Below are 15,482 nucleotides of genomic sequence, written 5' to 3'. Positions count from 1 at the left end.
CCCTCACCCCAGCCCTCTCCCTCAGGGAGAGGGGCTCTCGCGTTTCGGCAAAAACGGCGGCAAATACAGCCCCAGATAAACATCTACCACCCGCATGCTTTCCTCGGCCATGCGCGGGGTGATGTGCTCGTGCAACTGGATTGAGCGCGCATACACGCGGTCGCCCAGCTCCATCGCCAGGGCAAATACGTCCACGTCTTGTGGCAGTACTGGCAATTCAAAATGACGCATAAACAACGCGTGCATGAGTTGCCCCAACTCAAGGTCGTGCTGGCGGTCAGCCTGCGTCACCTCAGTGAGGCCATGCTGGGCAAGGATCAACTGGCGGGCCGCAGCATCCTCGTTGTAGATCTTCAGCATGCGTTGCTCAACGATGCGCGACAGATCGCGCCAGCTGCCAAGCGCCTGATGATCGATCGGTGCCTGCAGGCAGGCGCGGAAGGCTGCGTGTACATCGCCTGTCAGAGCTTGCAGCAGGGCCGGCACGCCGGCGAAAAAGTGATAGACCGACGATGGCGGGATTTGCGCGCGTTCGGCCACGCTGTAAATCGACAGGCTGGCCACACCTTCGACTGCCAGCAATGTGCGGGCAGCGTCGAGTATCGAGTCGATCCGGCCCTGGCTGCGAGCGCGTGACTTTCGAGGTGTAGCGCGTGGAGCGGCGGGGCGGGACATCAGCGTCTCCTCAAGGGCAACCGGCATTGTACGAGCCGGGTTCGAGGTTGTCTGTAAACCCGCGGCGTCAGCCTCCTAACTTCACAGGACGATCGTTAGTCGGCTGGATTGGACGCGCATTCATCGGGAACAATTGTTTGAAATCATTCAATTGTTTTTTGGATATCGTGCCCGGCACCTTCAATACCTGCCAGCGAACGCCTTCCGTACATGGCGGAGTTGTCAGCGAACCCATGAAAGTGAAGTAATCCTGCTTTGCAGGAAACAAGCTTTTCAAATCCAGGTTGTTCAAGGCCACTGAGTCACCCTCGTGACGGGGCATGTTCGAGAACAGGGGGGCCAAGGTCTTGTTTTTTTCTCCGACGTTAAATAACAAGGCAATCACCGCCAGGTTGCCGGCGGCATCACGGTGTACCAGATGAGCGCTAAATGGGTACTTATGGCCTTCGATCTGCATTTCGGCGGGGGCATGAAAGTGCATCTGTACAAAGTCATAGGTGCCTGACGGCAGAGTCATGTAGCCCGCGGTTTTCAAGGTGACTTCCAGAGTGTGGCCATTGTGTTTGACCACGGCGGGGCCAGCGGGGTATTGGAGATCCAGGGTTGGCAAGTCTCCCTGGGTGTTGGCTTTGATATTGATCGGTGATTGTTGGGTACCTGTGTTGCACAGGGCGTGGGTGTCGTGCAGATCGCCCCACTCGTCAGGCCCGGAGGGGGATGTGTAGCTCCAGTGGGGGGGATTCGAGGGGGCCGCAGTGACGGGGCCGAGACCGATGGCTAACAGGGTAATGCCTAGATAATAGCTTCTCATGATGGTGTCTTCGTAGACGGGGGCTGGAAATGTCCGTCGGATCTTTATCGTGAGATTTTGCGTGTGAAATTTCCGTAGTTATTTTCTTGCGCATGCGATAGTAAAGGGCAATCCGATCGGTGGTCTATGTCCATAAAAAAACGCCGCAGGCTTTAAGGCCGGCGGCGTTTTTTTGGACTGCAATCGCTTACACGGTATGCAGGTACCAGTTGTATTCGAGGTCGGAGATGGAGTGTTCAAACTCTTCCAGCTCGCTCTCTTTACAGGCGACAAAAATATCGATGTATTTCGGGTCGATATATTTGGCCATTACTTCGCTGTCATCCAGTTCACGCAATGCATCGCGCAAGTTGTTCGGCAGGCTTTGCTCATTTTGCTCGTAGCTGTTGCCTTCAACGGGTGCGCCCGGTTCGATCTTGTTGGTCAGACCATGGTGCACGCCGGCCAGCACAGAGGCCATCAACAGGTACGGGTTGGCATCGGCACCGGCAACCCGGTGTTCGATACGTACTGAGTCGGCCGAGCCGGTCGGTACGCGAATGGCCACGGTACGGTTGTCCAGGCCCCAGCACGGCGAGTTGGGCACATAGAACTGTGCGCCGAAACGACGGTAGGAGTTCACGTTAGGGCAAAGGAACGCCATCTGTGCCGGTAGGGTCTCGAGCACACCGCCGATCGCGTGACGCAATGCGGCGTTCTGCTCGGGATCCTCGCTGGCAAAAATATTTTTGCCTTCTTTGTCCAGAATCGAAATATGAACGTGTAGTCCGTTGCCCGCCTGGCCCGGGTAAGGCTTGGCCATGAACGTGGTGTCCATCTCATGGTCGTAGGCGATGTTTTTGATCAGACGCTTGAGCAGTACCGCGTAGTCGCAAGCCTTGATCGGGTCGGCAACGTGGTGCAGGTTCACTTCGAACTGCGCCGGGGCACTTTCTTTAACGATGGCGTCAGCCGGGATGCCTTGCTCTTTGGCGCCTTCCAGAATGTCCTGGAGGCAGTCGACGTATTCATCGAGGTCGTCGATCAGGTAAACCTGAGTTGAATGCGGGCGTTTGCCGGAGATCGGCGAACGTGGAGGCTGTGGGCGACCGTTAACGTTCTCCTGGTCGATCAGGTAGAACTCCAGCTCGAAAGCGGCACAAATGGTCAGTCCCAGCTCGTCAAATTTGGTAACAACTTGACGCAGTACTTCGCGCGGGTCGGCGAAAAAAGGTTCACCTTCAAGTTCGTGCATGGTCATCAGCAACTGCGCGGTTGGGCGCTTTTGCCAGGGTTCATTGCACAGGGTGTCAGGAATTGGATAACAGATCCGGTCAGCGTCACCGATATCCAGACCCAGACCGGTGCTTTCCACCGTTGAGCCATTGATATCCAGAGCAAATAAAGAGGCAGGCAGGTTGATGCCTTTCTCGTAAACCTTGTGCAGGCTGGTGCGTTCGATGCGCTTGCCGCGCACCACACCATTCATATCCGCAATGAGAAGGTCTACGTACAGAACCTCAGGATGATCCTTAAGGAACGCGTTCGCTTCGTTAAGCTGAACGGCACGCGGGGGTACCGACATGATGCAACACCTTTGTTGTTAAAAATATCAATCATTGAGCGCTACGGGATTCAGTCAACCCGAACGGCATACCGAAGTCAAGCAGCCTGTTTTTTGCCCTTAAAAAGCGCCAGAAGGCCATTTTTGACGCTTTTTAGGGCGTATTTGTTCTGTTTTGACGCTTGGCGCCCGCAGGCTTGAGCGGGCCGTGTTGTATTTTTTACGGGGGTGTTGTGTAAAAAAATGAACAAGGCTAAGCTCGATTCAAACCCATAACAGCAATAATACCGGGGTGTTACATGTCACGCCTGCCGTTAATCGGCGTTACCGCCTGCACCAAGCAGATCGGTTTGCATCCTTATCACATCACTGGCGATAAGTACGTGCGAGCAGTTGCGGTAGCCGCCAAAGGCTTGCCTCTGATCATTCCGTCATTGGCGGAACTGATTGATCCGACCGATATTCTTGACGGTCTGGACGGCCTGCTCTTTACCGGGTCACCCTCCAATATTGAACCCCATTTGTATCACGGCCCCGCCAGCGCGCCTGGCACGCTGCATGATCCTGACCGTGATCGCACGACCCTTCCCCTGATTCGTGCTGCACTGGCTGCGGGTGTTCCGGTGCTTGGCATTTGCCGTGGCTTTCAGGAATTGAATGTAGCTCTGGGTGGCTCACTTCACCAGAAATTGCACGAAGTCGAAGGCTATATCGAGCACCGCGAAGACCCCAGCGCTCCCGTTGAAGTGCAGTATGCACCCAGCCACGCCATGCGCGTTCAGCCAGGCGGTGTGTTGGCCGGCCTGGGCTTGCCCGCGGAGTTCGAGGTCAATTCGATTCACACCCAGGGCGTTGATCAACTGGCCCCCGGTTTACGCGCAGAAGCCATTGCTCCGGACGGCCTGGTCGAAGCCGTGTCGGTCAAAGACGGCAAGGCTTTTGCTTTGGCGGTTCAGTGGCACCCCGAATGGCAGGTAAGCTCTAACCCGATTTACCTCGCCATCTTCCAGGCATTTGGAGATGCCTGCAGACGGCGCGCAACACAACGCGACGCAGACGCGTCAGTAAACGCCTGACTTATTCAATTCAGGACACTCAGCCCAGAGGCATTTATGAGTAACAACCTCGACCAGCTCACCGATTGGTTGAAAGACCACAAGATCACAGAAGTCGAATGCATGATCGCCGACCTTACCGGGATTACTCGCGGCAAGATTTCGCCGACCAACAAGTTCATTGCCGAAAAAGGCATGCGCCTGCCCGAGAGCGTATTGCTGCAAACCGTAACGGGCGACTATGTCGAAGACGACATCTATTACGAACTCCTCGATCCGGCAGACATCGATATGGTCTGCCGTCCCGACCAGAACGCAGTATTTGTGGTGCCGTGGGCTATTGAGCCAACCGCTCAGGTGATCCACGACACCTACGACAAGCAGGGCAACCCGATTGAGTTGTCACCGCGCAACGTGCTTAAAAAGGTGCTCAAGCTCTACGCCGACCACGGCTGGCAGCCGATCGTGGCGCCGGAGATGGAGTTTTACCTGACCAAGCGCAGCGACGACCCGGATTACCCGTTGCAGCCACCCGTAGGCCGCTCCGGCCGCCCGGAAACCGGTCGTCAGTCCTTCTCCATTGAAGCGGCCAACGAATTCGACCCGTTGTTCGAAGACGTCTACGACTGGTGCGAACTGCAAAAGCTGGATCTGGACACGCTGATCCATGAAGACGGCACGGCGCAGATGGAAATCAACTTCCGTCACGGCGACGCACTGTCGCTGGCCGACCAGATTCTGGTGTTCAAGCGCACCATGCGCGAAGCCGCGCTCAAGCACGACGTGGCCGCCACGTTCATGGCCAAACCGATGACCGGTGAGCCAGGCAGTGCCATGCATTTGCACCAGAGCATCATCGATATCAACACCGGCAAAAACATCTTCTCCAATGAAGATGGAACCATGAGCGACCTGTTCCTCAACCACATCGGCGGCCTGCAGAAGTTCATTCCAGAGCTGTTGCCGCTGTTTGCTCCGAATGTGAACTCGTTCCGTCGTTTCTTGCCTGATACCTCGGCGCCGGTAAACGTGGAGTGGGGCGAGGAGAACCGCACCGTGGGTTTGCGTGTACCGGATGCCGGCCCGCAAAACCGCCGTGTCGAGAACCGCCTGCCGGGCGCCGATGCCAACCCGTACCTGGCGATTGCTGCCAGCCTGCTGTGTGGCTATATCGGCATGGTTGAAGGCATCAACCCGAGCGCGCCTGTAGTGGGCCGGGGTTACGAGCGCCGCAACCTGCGCTTGCCGTTGACCATCGAAGACGCTTTGGAGCGCATGGAAAACAGCAAGACGGTCGAGAAGTACCTGGGCACCAAGTTCATCACCGGTTACGTGGCCGTCAAACGTGCCGAGCATGAAAACTTCAAGCGCGTCATCAGTTCGTGGGAGCGGGAATTCCTGCTGTTCGCCGTCTGACACGCTGGAGGGGCGAGCCAGGAAGGCGCCGCCCCTCCTCTACTGACTAAAGGAGAGCCGTATGACCAACAAGAACCCGCAAACCCTCGAATGGCAACAACTGAGCAACGATCACCACCTGGCACCGTTCAGTGACTTCAAACAGTTGAAAGAAGTCGGCCCACGCATCATCACTCACGCCAAGGGCGTGTACCTGTGGGACAGCGAAGGCCACAAGATTCTCGACGGCATGGCCGGCCTGTGGTGTGTTGCCATCGGCTATGGCCGTGACGAGCTGGCTGAAGCGGCCAGCAAGCAAATGCGTGAACTGCCGTACTACAACCTGTTTTTCATGACCGCCCACCCGCCAGTTCTTGAACTGTCCAAAGCCATCGCCGAGATCGCGCCTGAAGGCATGAATCATGTGTTCTTCACCGGCTCAGGCTCTGAAGGCAACGACACCATGCTGCGCATGGTTCGCCATTACTGGGCGATCAAGGGCCAGCCCAATAAAAAGACCATCATCAGCCGCAAGAACGGCTACCACGGTTCCACCGTGGCCGGTGCCAGTCTGGGCGGCATGACTTACATGCACGAACAGGGCGACTTACCGATCCCGGGCATTACCCACATCCCGCAGCCGTACTGGTTCGGTGAAGGGGGCGATATGTCCCCGGAAGAGTTCGGTATCTGGGCCGCCAACCAGCTGGAAGAAAAAATCCTCGAACTGGGCGTCGACAATGTCGGTGCCTTTATTGCCGAGCCGATCCAGGGCGCGGGCGGTGTGATTGTGCCGCCAGCCACCTATTGGCCGCGCATCAAGGAAATCCTGGCCAAATACGACATCCTGTTCGTGGCCGATGAAGTGATTTGTGGTTTTGGTCGCACCGGCGAGTGGTTCGGTAGCGATTTCTACGGCCTCAAGCCGGACATGATGACCATCGCCAAGGGCCTGACCTCGGGCTACATCCCGATGGGCGGCCTGATCGTGCGCGACGAAGTGGTCGCGGTGCTGAATGAAGGCGGCGACTTCAACCACGGCTTCACCTACTCGGGTCACCCGGTAGCCGCCGCCGTGGCGCTGGAAAACATCCGCATCCTGCGCGAAGAAAAAATTATCGAAAAGGTCCACGCCGAAACGGCACCGTATTTGCAAAAGCGTCTACGTGAACTGAACGATCACCCGTTGGTGGGCGAAGTGCGCGGTGTGGGCATGCTGGGTGCCATTGAACTGGTACAGGACAAAGCCACGCGCAAGCGTTACGAAGGTCGTGGCGTTGGCATGATCTGCCGACAATTCTGCTTCGATAACGGTCTGATCATGCGCGCTGTAGGCGACACCATGATCATCTCGCCGCCGTTGGTGATCAGCAAGGACGAGATCGACGAGCTGGTGACCAAGGCGCGTAAGTGCCTGGATCTGACCTTGGAAACTTTGCAAGGTTAACTGCTAGGCTTCGAGCGTAAGAAAACTGTGGTTTTAAGGCGGTAAATTGCGCTCGGAGCCTTAAGAATCAAGGCTCTTCCCTTGAAAGCCTGCCCCGGATCTTGCCAGACTAGCCGCCGGCTTTAGTCACCTTGAGATCAGGTCGCTGAATCGGTGGTTTAAAAGAACAATTGGAGCATTACAGATGAAGGCATCAGGTTTTAAAAAAGCTGGCAAGACCCTTCTCGCCCTCTCCTTGATGGGTGTGATGGCCGGGGCCGCTCAAGCAGCAGATAAAGTGCTGCACATCTACAACTGGTCCGATTACATCGCACCGGACACCGTTAAAAAATTCGAAGACCAGACCGGTATCAAGGTGGTCTACGACGTGTTCGACAGCAACGAGACCCTTGAGGCCAAGCTGCTGGCGGGCAAGTCCGGCTACGACATCGTCGTGCCATCCAACAATTTCCTGGCCAAGCAGATCAAGGCCGGGGTTTACCAGGAGCTGGACAAGTCCAAGCTGCCTAACTGGAAAAACCTCGACCCGGCGTTGCTCAAGGCCGTTGGCGATGCCAGCGACAAAGATAACAAGCATGCCTTCCCGTACATGTGGGGCACTATCGGCATCGGCTACAACCCGGAGAAGGTGAAGGCCGCGCTGGGCGTGGACACCATCGATTCCTGGGACGTGCTGTTCAAGCCGGAGAACGCTGCCAAGCTCAAAAGCTGCGGCATAAGCTTCCTCGACTCGCCGACCGAAATGATCCCGGCCGCCCTGCACTACCTGGGCTACCCGACCGATTCTCAGGACAAGAAGCAACTGGCTGAAGCCGAAGCGCTGTTCCTGAAAATTCGTCCGTCGGTGGGCTACTTCCACTCCTCCAAGTACATCTCCGACCTGGCCAACGGCAACATCTGCGTGGCCGTGGGTTATTCGGGTGACCTTGAGCAGTCCATCTCCCGTGCCAAAGAGGCCGGTGACAAGGTCAAACTCAAGTATGCAATCCCTAAAGAAGGTGCTGGCAGCTTCTATGACATGGTCGCCATTCCCAAGGATGCCGAGAACGTCGATGCCGCCTATGCCTGGATGAACTACCTGATGCAGCCTGAAGTGATGGCCGAAATCACTAACAGCGTGCGCTTCCCCAACGGTAACAAGGCTGCCACGCCGCTGGTGAATAAAGATATCTCGGGCGACCCAAGCATTTACCCGTCCGATGAAGTGAAGGCCAAGCTCTATGCCATCAGCGATTTGCCGCCGACCACTTTGCGGTTGTTGACGCGCAGCTGGACCAAAATCAAGTCCGGTAAATAACGCGTTGTAGTCGCTGCCGAAGGCTGCGAAGGGTTGCGGAGCAACCCGTTTTCCCAAAGGCCCGCGATTTCCTTCGCAACCTGCGGCAGCGACTACAAAAATCGGGTCAGGCAGCTTCAAATCGGGGTGTTAGGGCAATTATTCGCGGAAAACTTTGCTGTGCAGGTTTATCGAGGGTAAGTTGCGCGCCGGTTTTGTCTTTGGCGGCTCGACTGCCGTATGACGCGGGCAACTCAGGCCCAACTATTTAGAGGACCATCACGTGTCTATATCTCTGTTTCGCAAGACCTTGCTGGTCGGAGCTGGTTTGACGCTTGCCGTCAGCGTACAAGCGGCGCCCACGGTGCATATTTACAACTGGTCGGACTACATCGCGCCGAACACGCTGGCTGATTTTGAAGCCGCGACCGGCATCAAGCCGATTTATGATGTCTTCGATTCCAACGAAACCCTGGAAGGCAAGCTGCTGGCCGGACGTACCGGTTATGACGTGGTCGTTCCGTCTAACCACTTCCTGGGCAAGCAGATCAAAGCGGGCGCGTTCCAGAAGCTCGATCTTTCGCAACTGCCGAACTATTCCAACCTCGACCCCGCCCTGCTCAAGCGCCTTCAGGCCAACGATCCGGGCAACCAGTACGCCGTGCCGTACCTGTGGGGCACCAACGGGATTGGTTACAACGTCGACAAAGTCAAAGAAGTACTGGGTGTCGACAGCATCGACTCCTGGGATGTGGTGTTCAAACCCGAGAACATGAAGAAGCTGACCAAGTGCGGTGTAGCCTTCCTGGATTCGGCTGATGAAATGCTCCCCACCGTACTCAACTACCTGGGCCTGGATGCCAACAGCACCAACCCCAAGGACTACAAAAAAGCTGAAGAAATACTGATGTCGGTGCGTCCATACGTCACCTACTTCCACTCTTCCAAGTACATTTCCGACCTGGCCAACGGCAACATCTGCGTTGCAATTGGTTTTTCCGGTGATGTGTTCCAGGCCAAGGCGCGTGCCGAGGATGCAAAAAAAGGCGTGAATATCGCCTATATCGTGCCCAAGGAGGGCGGCGCCCTGTGGTTTGACATGCTGGCTATCCCCAAGGATTCCAGCAACGTCAAGGAGGCCCACACGTTCATCAACTACCTGCTCAAACCTGAAGTGATCGCTCAGGTCAGTGACTATGTCGGTTATGCCAACCCTAACCCGGCGGCCGACAAGGTGATGGACGAGTCCATTCGTACCGACGAAGCGGTTTATCCAACCCAGGCGGTGCTGGACAAGACATACGTCTCAACCGAGTTGCCCCCGAAAATACAGCGTCTGATGACGCGTACGTGGACCAAGGTCAAGACGGGCAAGTAATCTCGCAAGACCACCTATCCAAGGCCAGGCCATCATGGTCTGGCTGCTAAATTTGTTGGGAGTTTCGTAATGGCTGTTGCCTCCGGCGCCTATAAGAAAGCCCTCGAGGGCGACCAGACACCTAAGCAGGTGCTGGTCAAAATCGACCGGGTCACGAAGAAATTCGACGAGACGATTGCAGTGGACGATGTGTCCCTGGAAATCAACAAGGGTGAAATCTTCGCTCTGCTCGGCGGATCGGGATCGGGCAAATCTACATTGCTGCGCATGCTCGCCGGTTTCGAGCGCCCAACTGAGGGTCGTATTTTCCTCGATGGCGTGGACATTACGGATATGCCGCCTTATGAGCGGCCGATCAATATGATGTTCCAGTCCTATGCCCTGTTCCCGCATATGACTGTGGCGCAGAACATCGCCTTCGGCCTCAAGCAGGACAAAATGTCCAATGCCGAGATCGATGCCCGCGTGGGCGAGATGCTCAAGCTGGTTCACATGAGCCAGTACGCCAAGCGTAAACCCCATCAGTTGTCCGGTGGTCAGCGTCAGCGTGTGGCTCTGGCCCGTTCGCTGGCCAAGCGCCCGAAACTGCTGCTGCTCGATGAACCGATGGGCGCGCTGGATAAAAAGCTGCGTTCGCAAATGCAGCTCGAACTGGTGGAAATCATCGAGCGTGTGGGCGTGACCTGCGTGATGGTGACCCACGACCAGGAAGAGGCCATGACCATGGCCCAGCGTATTGCGATCATGCATTTGGGCTGGATTGCCCAGATCGGCAGCCCGATCGACATTTACGAAACCCCGGTCAGCCGCCTGGTGTGCGAGTTCATCGGTAACGTCAACCTGTTCGACGGTGAAGTGGTTGATGACGCCGAAGGCTATGCGCGCATCAAGTGCCCGGAGCTGGAGAACGACATCTACGTCGGTCACGGTGTGAGCACCTCGGTGGAAGACAAACACACCACCTACGCCATTCGCCCGGAAAAAATGCTCGTCACCACCGAAAAGCCGACCTGCGAATACAACTGGTCGCGCGGCAAGGTGCATGACATCGCTTACCTGGGCGGACACTCGGTGTTCTACGTCGAGCTGCCGAGTGGCAAGCTGGTGCAGTCGTTTGTGGCCAACGCCGAACGCCGTGGCGCACGTCCGACCTGGGACGACGAAGTGTACGTGTGGTGGGAAGACGACAGCGGCGTGGTACTGCGCTCATGAACATGCGAAAGCTTAAACGCCGACTGCAACGAATAACCCCCGGTGGCCGCCATATGGTCATCGGGATTCCATTCCTGTGGCTGTTTCTGTTCTTCATGTTGCCGTTCTTCATCGTCCTGAAGATCAGCTTTGCCGAAGCGGACGTCGCGATCCCGCCGTATACCGAGATCTACAGCTACGTTGACCAGAAAATCCAGGTGCTGCTGAACCTGGGCAACTACGCCATGCTCGGCGACGATGAGCTGTATATCGCCGCTTATCTGGGCTCGCTGAAGATGGCTTTCTTCAGCACCCTGCTGTGCCTGTTGATCGGTTACCCGATGGCCTATGCCATCGCCAATGCGCGCAAAGAGATGCAGACCGTGCTGGTGCTGCTGATCATGATGCCGACCTGGACCGCGATCCTGATCCGCGTTTACGCGTGGATGGGCATTCTCAGCAACAACGGCCTGCTCAATGGCTTCTTGATGTCGATGGGCTGGATCAGCGAACCCCTGCAGATCCTCAACACCAATATCGCGGTGTACATCGGCATTGTGTATTCCTACCTGCCGTTCATGATCCTGCCGCTGTATGCCAACCTTGTGAAGCACGACACCAGCCTGCTGGAAGCCGCGTCTGACCTGGGTTCGAGCACGTTCAACAGCTTCTGGAAGATCACCGTGCCGCTGTCGAAAAACGGCATTATTGCCGGCTGCATGCTGGTGTTTATCCCGGTGGTGGGCGAGTTCGTGATTCCTGAACTGCTCGGCGGCCCGGAAACCCTGATGATCGGTAAAGTGTTGTGGCAAGAGTTCTTCAACAACCGTGACTGGCCGGTGGCGTCTGCGCTTGCCGTGGTCATGCTGGCGATCCTGATCGTGCCCATCATTCTGTTCAACCGCAGCCAGGCTAAAGAGCTGGAGGGCAAGATATGAATCGCTTCCGTTTTTCTAGCTTCATGTTGGTCGCGGGGTTGTTGTTCATCTACCTGCCGATGCTGATCCTGGTGATCTACTCCTTCAACGCCTCCAAGCTGGTGACGGTGTGGGGCGGCTGGTCGCTGAAGTGGTACGTGGGCCTGCTGGATAACACGCAACTGATGGGCTCGGTGATGCGCTCCCTGGAAATCGCTCTGTACACGGCGATTGCCGCGGTGGCACTGGGTACGTTGGCGGCATTCGTGCTGACCCGTATCAGCCGCTTCAAGGGCCGTACGCTGTTTGGCGGCCTGGTGACGGCGCCGCTGGTGATGCCCGAGGTGATTACCGGTCTGTCGCTGTTGCTGCTGTTTGTGGCCATGGCGCAGATGATTGGCTGGCCGCAAGAGCGTGGCCTGGTGACCATCTGGATCGCGCACACAACGTTCTGCTCGGCCTATGTGGCGGTGGTGGTGTCGTCGCGTTTGCGTGAACTGGACCTGTCGATCGAAGAAGCGGCGATGGACCTGGGTGCCAAGCCGTGGAAGGTGTTCTTTTTGATCACCATTCCGATGATTGCGCCTTCACTGGCTGCGGGGGCGATGATGTCCTTCGCCCTGTCGCTGGATGACCTGGTACTGGCCAGCTTCGTGTCGGGCCCGGGGTCGACGACCTTGCCGATGGAAGTGTTCTCGGCGGTGCGTCTGGGGGTTAAACCCGAGATCAACGCCGTGGCCAGCCTGATCCTGCTGGCGGTGTCGCTGGTGACCTTTATGGTGTGGTTCTTCAGCCGCCGCGCTGAAGAGCACCGCAAAAAGGCGATCCAGCAGGCTATCGACGAGTCGGCAGCCGAGTCCTGGAAGCAGCCGGACGTACGTCGTCCGCAGTCGACCAGTGCGGTTTAAGACAGCGCGATAAAAAACCTCGCCCCCCGTGACAGGGAGGCGAGGTTTTTTTATGGCTAGTCCTTGTAGTCGCTGCCGAGGGACGAGGCTGCGATCGGTCGCGAAGCGGCCGTAAAGTCTGCATGTCAGGTCTAACCGGCACACCGCAGAATCTGGACTTGCGACGACTTCGTCGCCGATCGCAGCCTCGTCCCTCGGCAGCGGCTACAGAAGTCCTAAGGCTTGGCCACTTTCCACGCCCCGTCCATCTTGCCGTCACCGGTCATGTCACCGGCTTTCTTGTCCATGACAAAGGTGTACAGCGGTTTGCCGTCATAGGCCCACTGCATGTGGCCGTCATCGCGCTTGATGGCCGTCCACTTGCCCATGTCCATAGCCGTGCTCTCGGCTGCCAGCGGCGGCCAGTTGGCAGCGCACTTGTCATTGCACATGGATTTGCCGCCCGCATCCTTGGCGAAGGTGTAGAGCGTCATGCCTTTGTGGTCAACCAGCATGCCGTCTTTGGTCATTGCCGGTTCAGCCGCATACGCCAGTCCTGGCAAGGCAAAAGCTGCGGTCAACAGCAATGTCTTTAGGGAAAACGAGCTAGATGTCATCGGAATCGTCCTTTATGTGGTTGTACGATTTGAACCTAGAGCGTAGTTCACTAACCATCTGAACGCGTTCAATCCCCAAAGCTGTCACACGACTGCAATAATTGCGTTATCTAATGCGCCACAAGACAGTTTAATGACGAGAGGATTACGGCATGGTTGGCAGGAGCATTTTGATCGTTGATGACGAGGCGCCAATTCGCGAGATGATCGCCGTGGCCCTGGAAATGGCGGGCTACGATTGCCTTGAAGCCGATAATGCCCAGGATGCCCATGCCATTATCGTTGACCGTAAACCGGATCTGATCCTGCTCGACTGGATGCTGCCCGGCGGCACCTCGGGCATTGAGCTGGCCCGGCGCCTCAAGCGCGAAGAGCTGACCGGTGATATCCCGATCATCATGCTCACGGCCAAAGGTGAAGAGGACAACAAGATTCAGGGCCTGGAAGTGGGCGCGGATGACTACATCACCAAACCGTTTTCGCCTCGTGAACTGGTTGCCCGCCTCAAGGCCGTGCTGCGTCGCGCAGGCCCGGCCGATGCCGAATCGCCCATCGAGATCGGCGGCTTGCTGCTCGACCCCATCAGCCACCGTGTGACCATCGACGGTACCCCCGCTGAAATGGGACCTACCGAATACCGCCTGCTGCAATTTTTCATGACCCACCAGGAGCGTGCCTACACTCGTGGCCAATTGCTCGATCAAGTCTGGGGCGGCAATGTGTATGTGGAGGAGCGCACTGTGGATGTGCATATCCGGCGCCTGCGCAAAGCCCTCGGTGAGGCCTACGAAAATCTGGTACAAACCGTGCGTGGTACCGGTTACCGGTTTTCCACCAAAGCCTGATAGCGGCTTTTTCTGACTCAACGGCAAGCAAGGACCCGCGCGACGTGAATCAAAATTGGCATGGCACTCTGATTCGCCATTTGTTGCTTCTGGTCGCTGCCTGCCTGGTGGTCGGCCTGATCAGTGGTTATTACGGCTGGAGCCTGGCCATCGGCCTGGCCTTCTATCTGGGCTGGACCCTCAAGCAGTTGCTGCGCCTGCACGAATGGCTGCGCCAGCACAAACCCGATCAAGCGCCGCCCGATGGCTACGGTCTGTGGGGCGAGGTATTCGACAGCATCTACCACCTGCAGCGCCGCGACCAGCGTGTACGCGGGCGGCTGCAAGCAGTGATCGATCGCGTGCAGGAGTCCACGGCCGCGCTCAAGGACGCGGTCATCATGCTCGACAGCGACGGTAACCTGGAGTGGTGGAACCTCGCCGCAGAGACCCTGTTGGGCCTCAAGACACCACAGGACAGCGGCCAGCCGGTAGCCAATCTGGTACGCCACCCGCGCTTCAAGGAATACTTCGAGCAAGGCAATTACGGCGAACCACTGGATATCCCCTCGCCGGTCAACGATCACTTGCGCATCCAGCTCTATATCACCCGCTATGGCAATAACGAGCACCTGATGCTGGTGCGCGACGTGACACGCATTCATCAGCTGGAACAAATGCGCAAAGACTTTATCGCCAACGTGTCCCACGAACTGCGCACGCCGTTGACGGTGATCTGTGGCTATCTCGAAACCCTGCTCGATAACGTCGACGACGTAAACCCGCGCTGGAAACGCCCCCTGTCGCAAATGCAGCAACAGGGCGAGCGCATGCAGACCTTGCTCAACGACCTGCTGCTGCTGGCCAAGCTGGAGGCCACAGACTACCCCTCGGATAACCAGCCGGTGGCCGTCGAGACGTTGCTGCGTTCGATCAAGAGCGACGCCCAGGCGTTGTCTGGCCAGCGCAACCAGACGATCACCCTGGACATCGAAGCCGACTGCGCTCTCAAGGGTAGTGAAGCCGAGTTGCGCAGCGCGTTCTCCAACCTGGTGTTCAATGCGGTCAAATACACCCCCGATGGTGGCAGCGTGCGCATTCGCTGGTGGGCCGACGGTGCAGGCGCGCATCTGAGCGTGCAGGATTCGGGCGTGGGCATCGACAACAAACATTTGCCGCGCTTGACCGAACGCTTCTACCGCGTCGATTCCAGCCGCAACGCCAACACCGGCGGCACCGGGCTGGGCCTGGCGATCGTCAAGCATGTGCTGCTGCGCCACCGTGCGCGGCTGGAGATCAGCAGTGTGCTGGGGCATGGCAGCACCTTTACCTGCCATTTTGCCCCGGTCCAAGTGACCAAAACGCCGCACAAGACACTGATCGACTAGGCCCTGTAGCCCTTTCCCACTAGGCAAGGGCTACATCAGCCGTTACATTGTTTGGCCATATCTCCCTATTTGTAACGA

The 15,482-nt window shown here is 57.2% G+C and carries 14 protein-coding genes; 10 read left to right on the top strand and 4 right to left on the bottom strand.

The features are described from left to right. Positions 1-21: 21 nt before the first annotated feature. The 3 genes from CJU81_RS08395 to CJU81_RS08385 all read right to left on the bottom strand — a co-directional run bounded on the left by CJU81_RS08395 (position 22) and on the right by CJU81_RS08385 (position 3,050). On the bottom strand, positions 22-675 hold the full coding sequence (locus CJU81_RS08395) for a TetR/AcrR family transcriptional regulator (RefSeq protein ID WP_095036229.1): 654 nt from the start codon (positions 673-675) through the stop codon (positions 22-24). A gap of 67 nt (positions 676-742) precedes the next feature. Beyond that, the gene (locus tag CJU81_RS08390) at positions 743-1,486 is read right to left on the bottom strand and encodes a carbonic anhydrase (protein WP_095036228.1); all 744 of its coding nucleotides are present in this window, start codon (positions 1,484-1,486) and stop codon (positions 743-745) included. 187 nt (positions 1,487-1,673) lie between these two features. Continuing rightward, positions 1,674-3,050 carry a glutamine synthetase family protein gene (locus CJU81_RS08385; RefSeq protein WP_095036227.1) on the bottom strand — a complete coding sequence of 459 codons (1,377 nt, stop codon included), beginning with the start codon at positions 3,048-3,050 and terminating at the stop codon, positions 1,674-1,676. A 278-nt stretch (positions 3,051-3,328) separates the two neighbouring features. Between CJU81_RS08385 and CJU81_RS08380 the strand changes: the two genes are divergently transcribed. The 8 genes from CJU81_RS08380 (at position 3,329) to CJU81_RS08345 (ending at position 12,596) form a co-directional block, all read left to right on the top strand. Then, entirely contained in the window at positions 3,329-4,105 is a 777-nt protein-coding gene (locus CJU81_RS08380) for a gamma-glutamyl-gamma-aminobutyrate hydrolase family protein (protein ID WP_083369700.1), read from the top strand. Between the two features lie 36 nt (positions 4,106-4,141). Then, a complete protein-coding gene (locus CJU81_RS08375; protein WP_094999614.1) occupies positions 4,142-5,500 on the top strand; it encodes a glutamine synthetase family protein in 1,359 nt (452 codons plus the stop codon). Positions 5,501-5,561: 61 nt separating this feature from the next. Then, positions 5,562-6,926, top strand: a complete 1,365-nt coding sequence (locus CJU81_RS08370) for an aspartate aminotransferase family protein (RefSeq protein ID WP_095036226.1) — start codon at positions 5,562-5,564, stop codon at positions 6,924-6,926. A gap of 184 nt (positions 6,927-7,110) precedes the next feature. Further along, positions 7,111-8,223 (top strand): polyamine ABC transporter substrate-binding protein, encoded by a 1,113-nt coding sequence (locus CJU81_RS08365; protein WP_095017910.1) that lies wholly within the window; start codon positions 7,111-7,113, stop codon positions 8,221-8,223. Between the two features lie 262 nt (positions 8,224-8,485). Further along, positions 8,486-9,580, top strand: coding sequence for a polyamine ABC transporter substrate-binding protein (locus tag CJU81_RS08360; RefSeq protein WP_095036225.1), 1,095 nt, complete (start codon positions 8,486-8,488; stop codon positions 9,578-9,580). Between the two features lie 69 nt (positions 9,581-9,649). Beyond that, a complete protein-coding gene (potA, locus tag CJU81_RS08355; RefSeq protein WP_016782813.1) occupies positions 9,650-10,792 on the top strand; it encodes a polyamine ABC transporter ATP-binding protein in 1,143 nt (380 codons plus the stop codon). Beyond that, positions 10,789-11,709: an ABC transporter permease subunit gene (locus tag CJU81_RS08350; protein WP_029611643.1), complete on the top strand. Its 921-nt coding sequence runs from the start codon at positions 10,789-10,791 to the stop codon at positions 11,707-11,709. Before potA ends, CJU81_RS08350 begins: the two co-directional genes overlap by 4 nt. Continuing rightward, positions 11,706-12,596 (top strand): ABC transporter permease subunit, encoded by an 891-nt coding sequence (locus CJU81_RS08345; protein ID WP_016782811.1) that lies wholly within the window; start codon positions 11,706-11,708, stop codon positions 12,594-12,596. Before CJU81_RS08350 ends, CJU81_RS08345 begins: the two co-directional genes overlap by 4 nt. Positions 12,597-12,811: 215 nt before the next feature. Here the strand turns inward: CJU81_RS08345 and CJU81_RS08340 are convergent, their stop codons facing one another. After that, on the bottom strand, positions 12,812-13,192 hold the full coding sequence (locus CJU81_RS08340) for a COG4315 family predicted lipoprotein (RefSeq protein ID WP_095036224.1): 381 nt from the start codon (positions 13,190-13,192) through the stop codon (positions 12,812-12,814). A gap of 152 nt (positions 13,193-13,344) precedes the next feature. Between CJU81_RS08340 and phoB the strand changes: the two genes are divergently transcribed. Both phoB and phoR read left to right on the top strand, forming a co-directional pair. Next, the gene (phoB, locus tag CJU81_RS08335) at positions 13,345-14,037 is read left to right on the top strand and encodes a phosphate regulon transcriptional regulator PhoB (RefSeq protein WP_094999621.1); all 693 of its coding nucleotides are present in this window, start codon (positions 13,345-13,347) and stop codon (positions 14,035-14,037) included. Positions 14,038-14,081: 44 nt separating this feature from the next. Beyond that, positions 14,082-15,404 carry a phosphate regulon sensor histidine kinase PhoR gene (gene phoR / locus CJU81_RS08330; RefSeq protein ID WP_095036223.1) on the top strand — a complete coding sequence of 441 codons (1,323 nt, stop codon included), beginning with the start codon at positions 14,082-14,084 and terminating at the stop codon, positions 15,402-15,404. Positions 15,405-15,482 lie beyond the last annotated feature (78 nt).

The sequence above is a fragment of the Pseudomonas fragi genome (assembly GCF_002269505.1).
Classification (GTDB): domain Bacteria; phylum Pseudomonadota; class Gammaproteobacteria; order Pseudomonadales; family Pseudomonadaceae; genus Aquipseudomonas; species Aquipseudomonas fragi_D.
Note: the sequence above shows the minus strand (reverse complement) of the source record. Positions and strands in the feature narration are given on the sequence as shown.

Excerpts from the sequence above, each read along its gene's own strand:
- CJU81_RS08365 (WP_095017910.1), top strand. The coding sequence starts at position 7,111 with ATGAAGGCATCAGGTTTTAAAAAAGCTGGCAAGACCCTTCTCGCCCTC.
- CJU81_RS08370 (WP_095036226.1), top strand. The coding sequence starts at position 5,562 with ATGACCAACAAGAACCCGCAAACCCTCGAATGGCAACAACTGAGCAAC.
- CJU81_RS08380 (WP_083369700.1), top strand. The coding sequence starts at position 3,329 with ATGTCACGCCTGCCGTTAATCGGCGTTACCGCCTGCACCAAGCAGATC.
- CJU81_RS08385 (WP_095036227.1), bottom strand. The coding sequence starts at position 3,050 with ATGTCGGTACCCCCGCGTGCCGTTCAGCTTAACGAAGCGAACGCGTTC.
- potA (WP_016782813.1), top strand. The coding sequence starts at position 9,650 with ATGGCTGTTGCCTCCGGCGCCTATAAGAAAGCCCTCGAGGGCGACCAG.
- phoB (WP_094999621.1), top strand. The coding sequence starts at position 13,345 with ATGGTTGGCAGGAGCATTTTGATCGTTGATGACGAGGCGCCAATTCGC.
- CJU81_RS08375 (WP_094999614.1), top strand. The coding sequence starts at position 4,142 with ATGAGTAACAACCTCGACCAGCTCACCGATTGGTTGAAAGACCACAAG.
- CJU81_RS08350 (WP_029611643.1), top strand. The coding sequence starts at position 10,789 with ATGAACATGCGAAAGCTTAAACGCCGACTGCAACGAATAACCCCCGGT.
- CJU81_RS08395 (WP_095036229.1), bottom strand. The coding sequence starts at position 675 with ATGTCCCGCCCCGCCGCTCCACGCGCTACACCTCGAAAGTCACGCGCT.
- CJU81_RS08390 (WP_095036228.1), bottom strand. The coding sequence starts at position 1,486 with ATGAGAAGCTATTATCTAGGCATTACCCTGTTAGCCATCGGTCTCGGC.
- CJU81_RS08340 (WP_095036224.1), bottom strand. The coding sequence starts at position 13,192 with ATGACATCTAGCTCGTTTTCCCTAAAGACATTGCTGTTGACCGCAGCT.
- CJU81_RS08345 (WP_016782811.1), top strand. The coding sequence starts at position 11,706 with ATGAATCGCTTCCGTTTTTCTAGCTTCATGTTGGTCGCGGGGTTGTTG.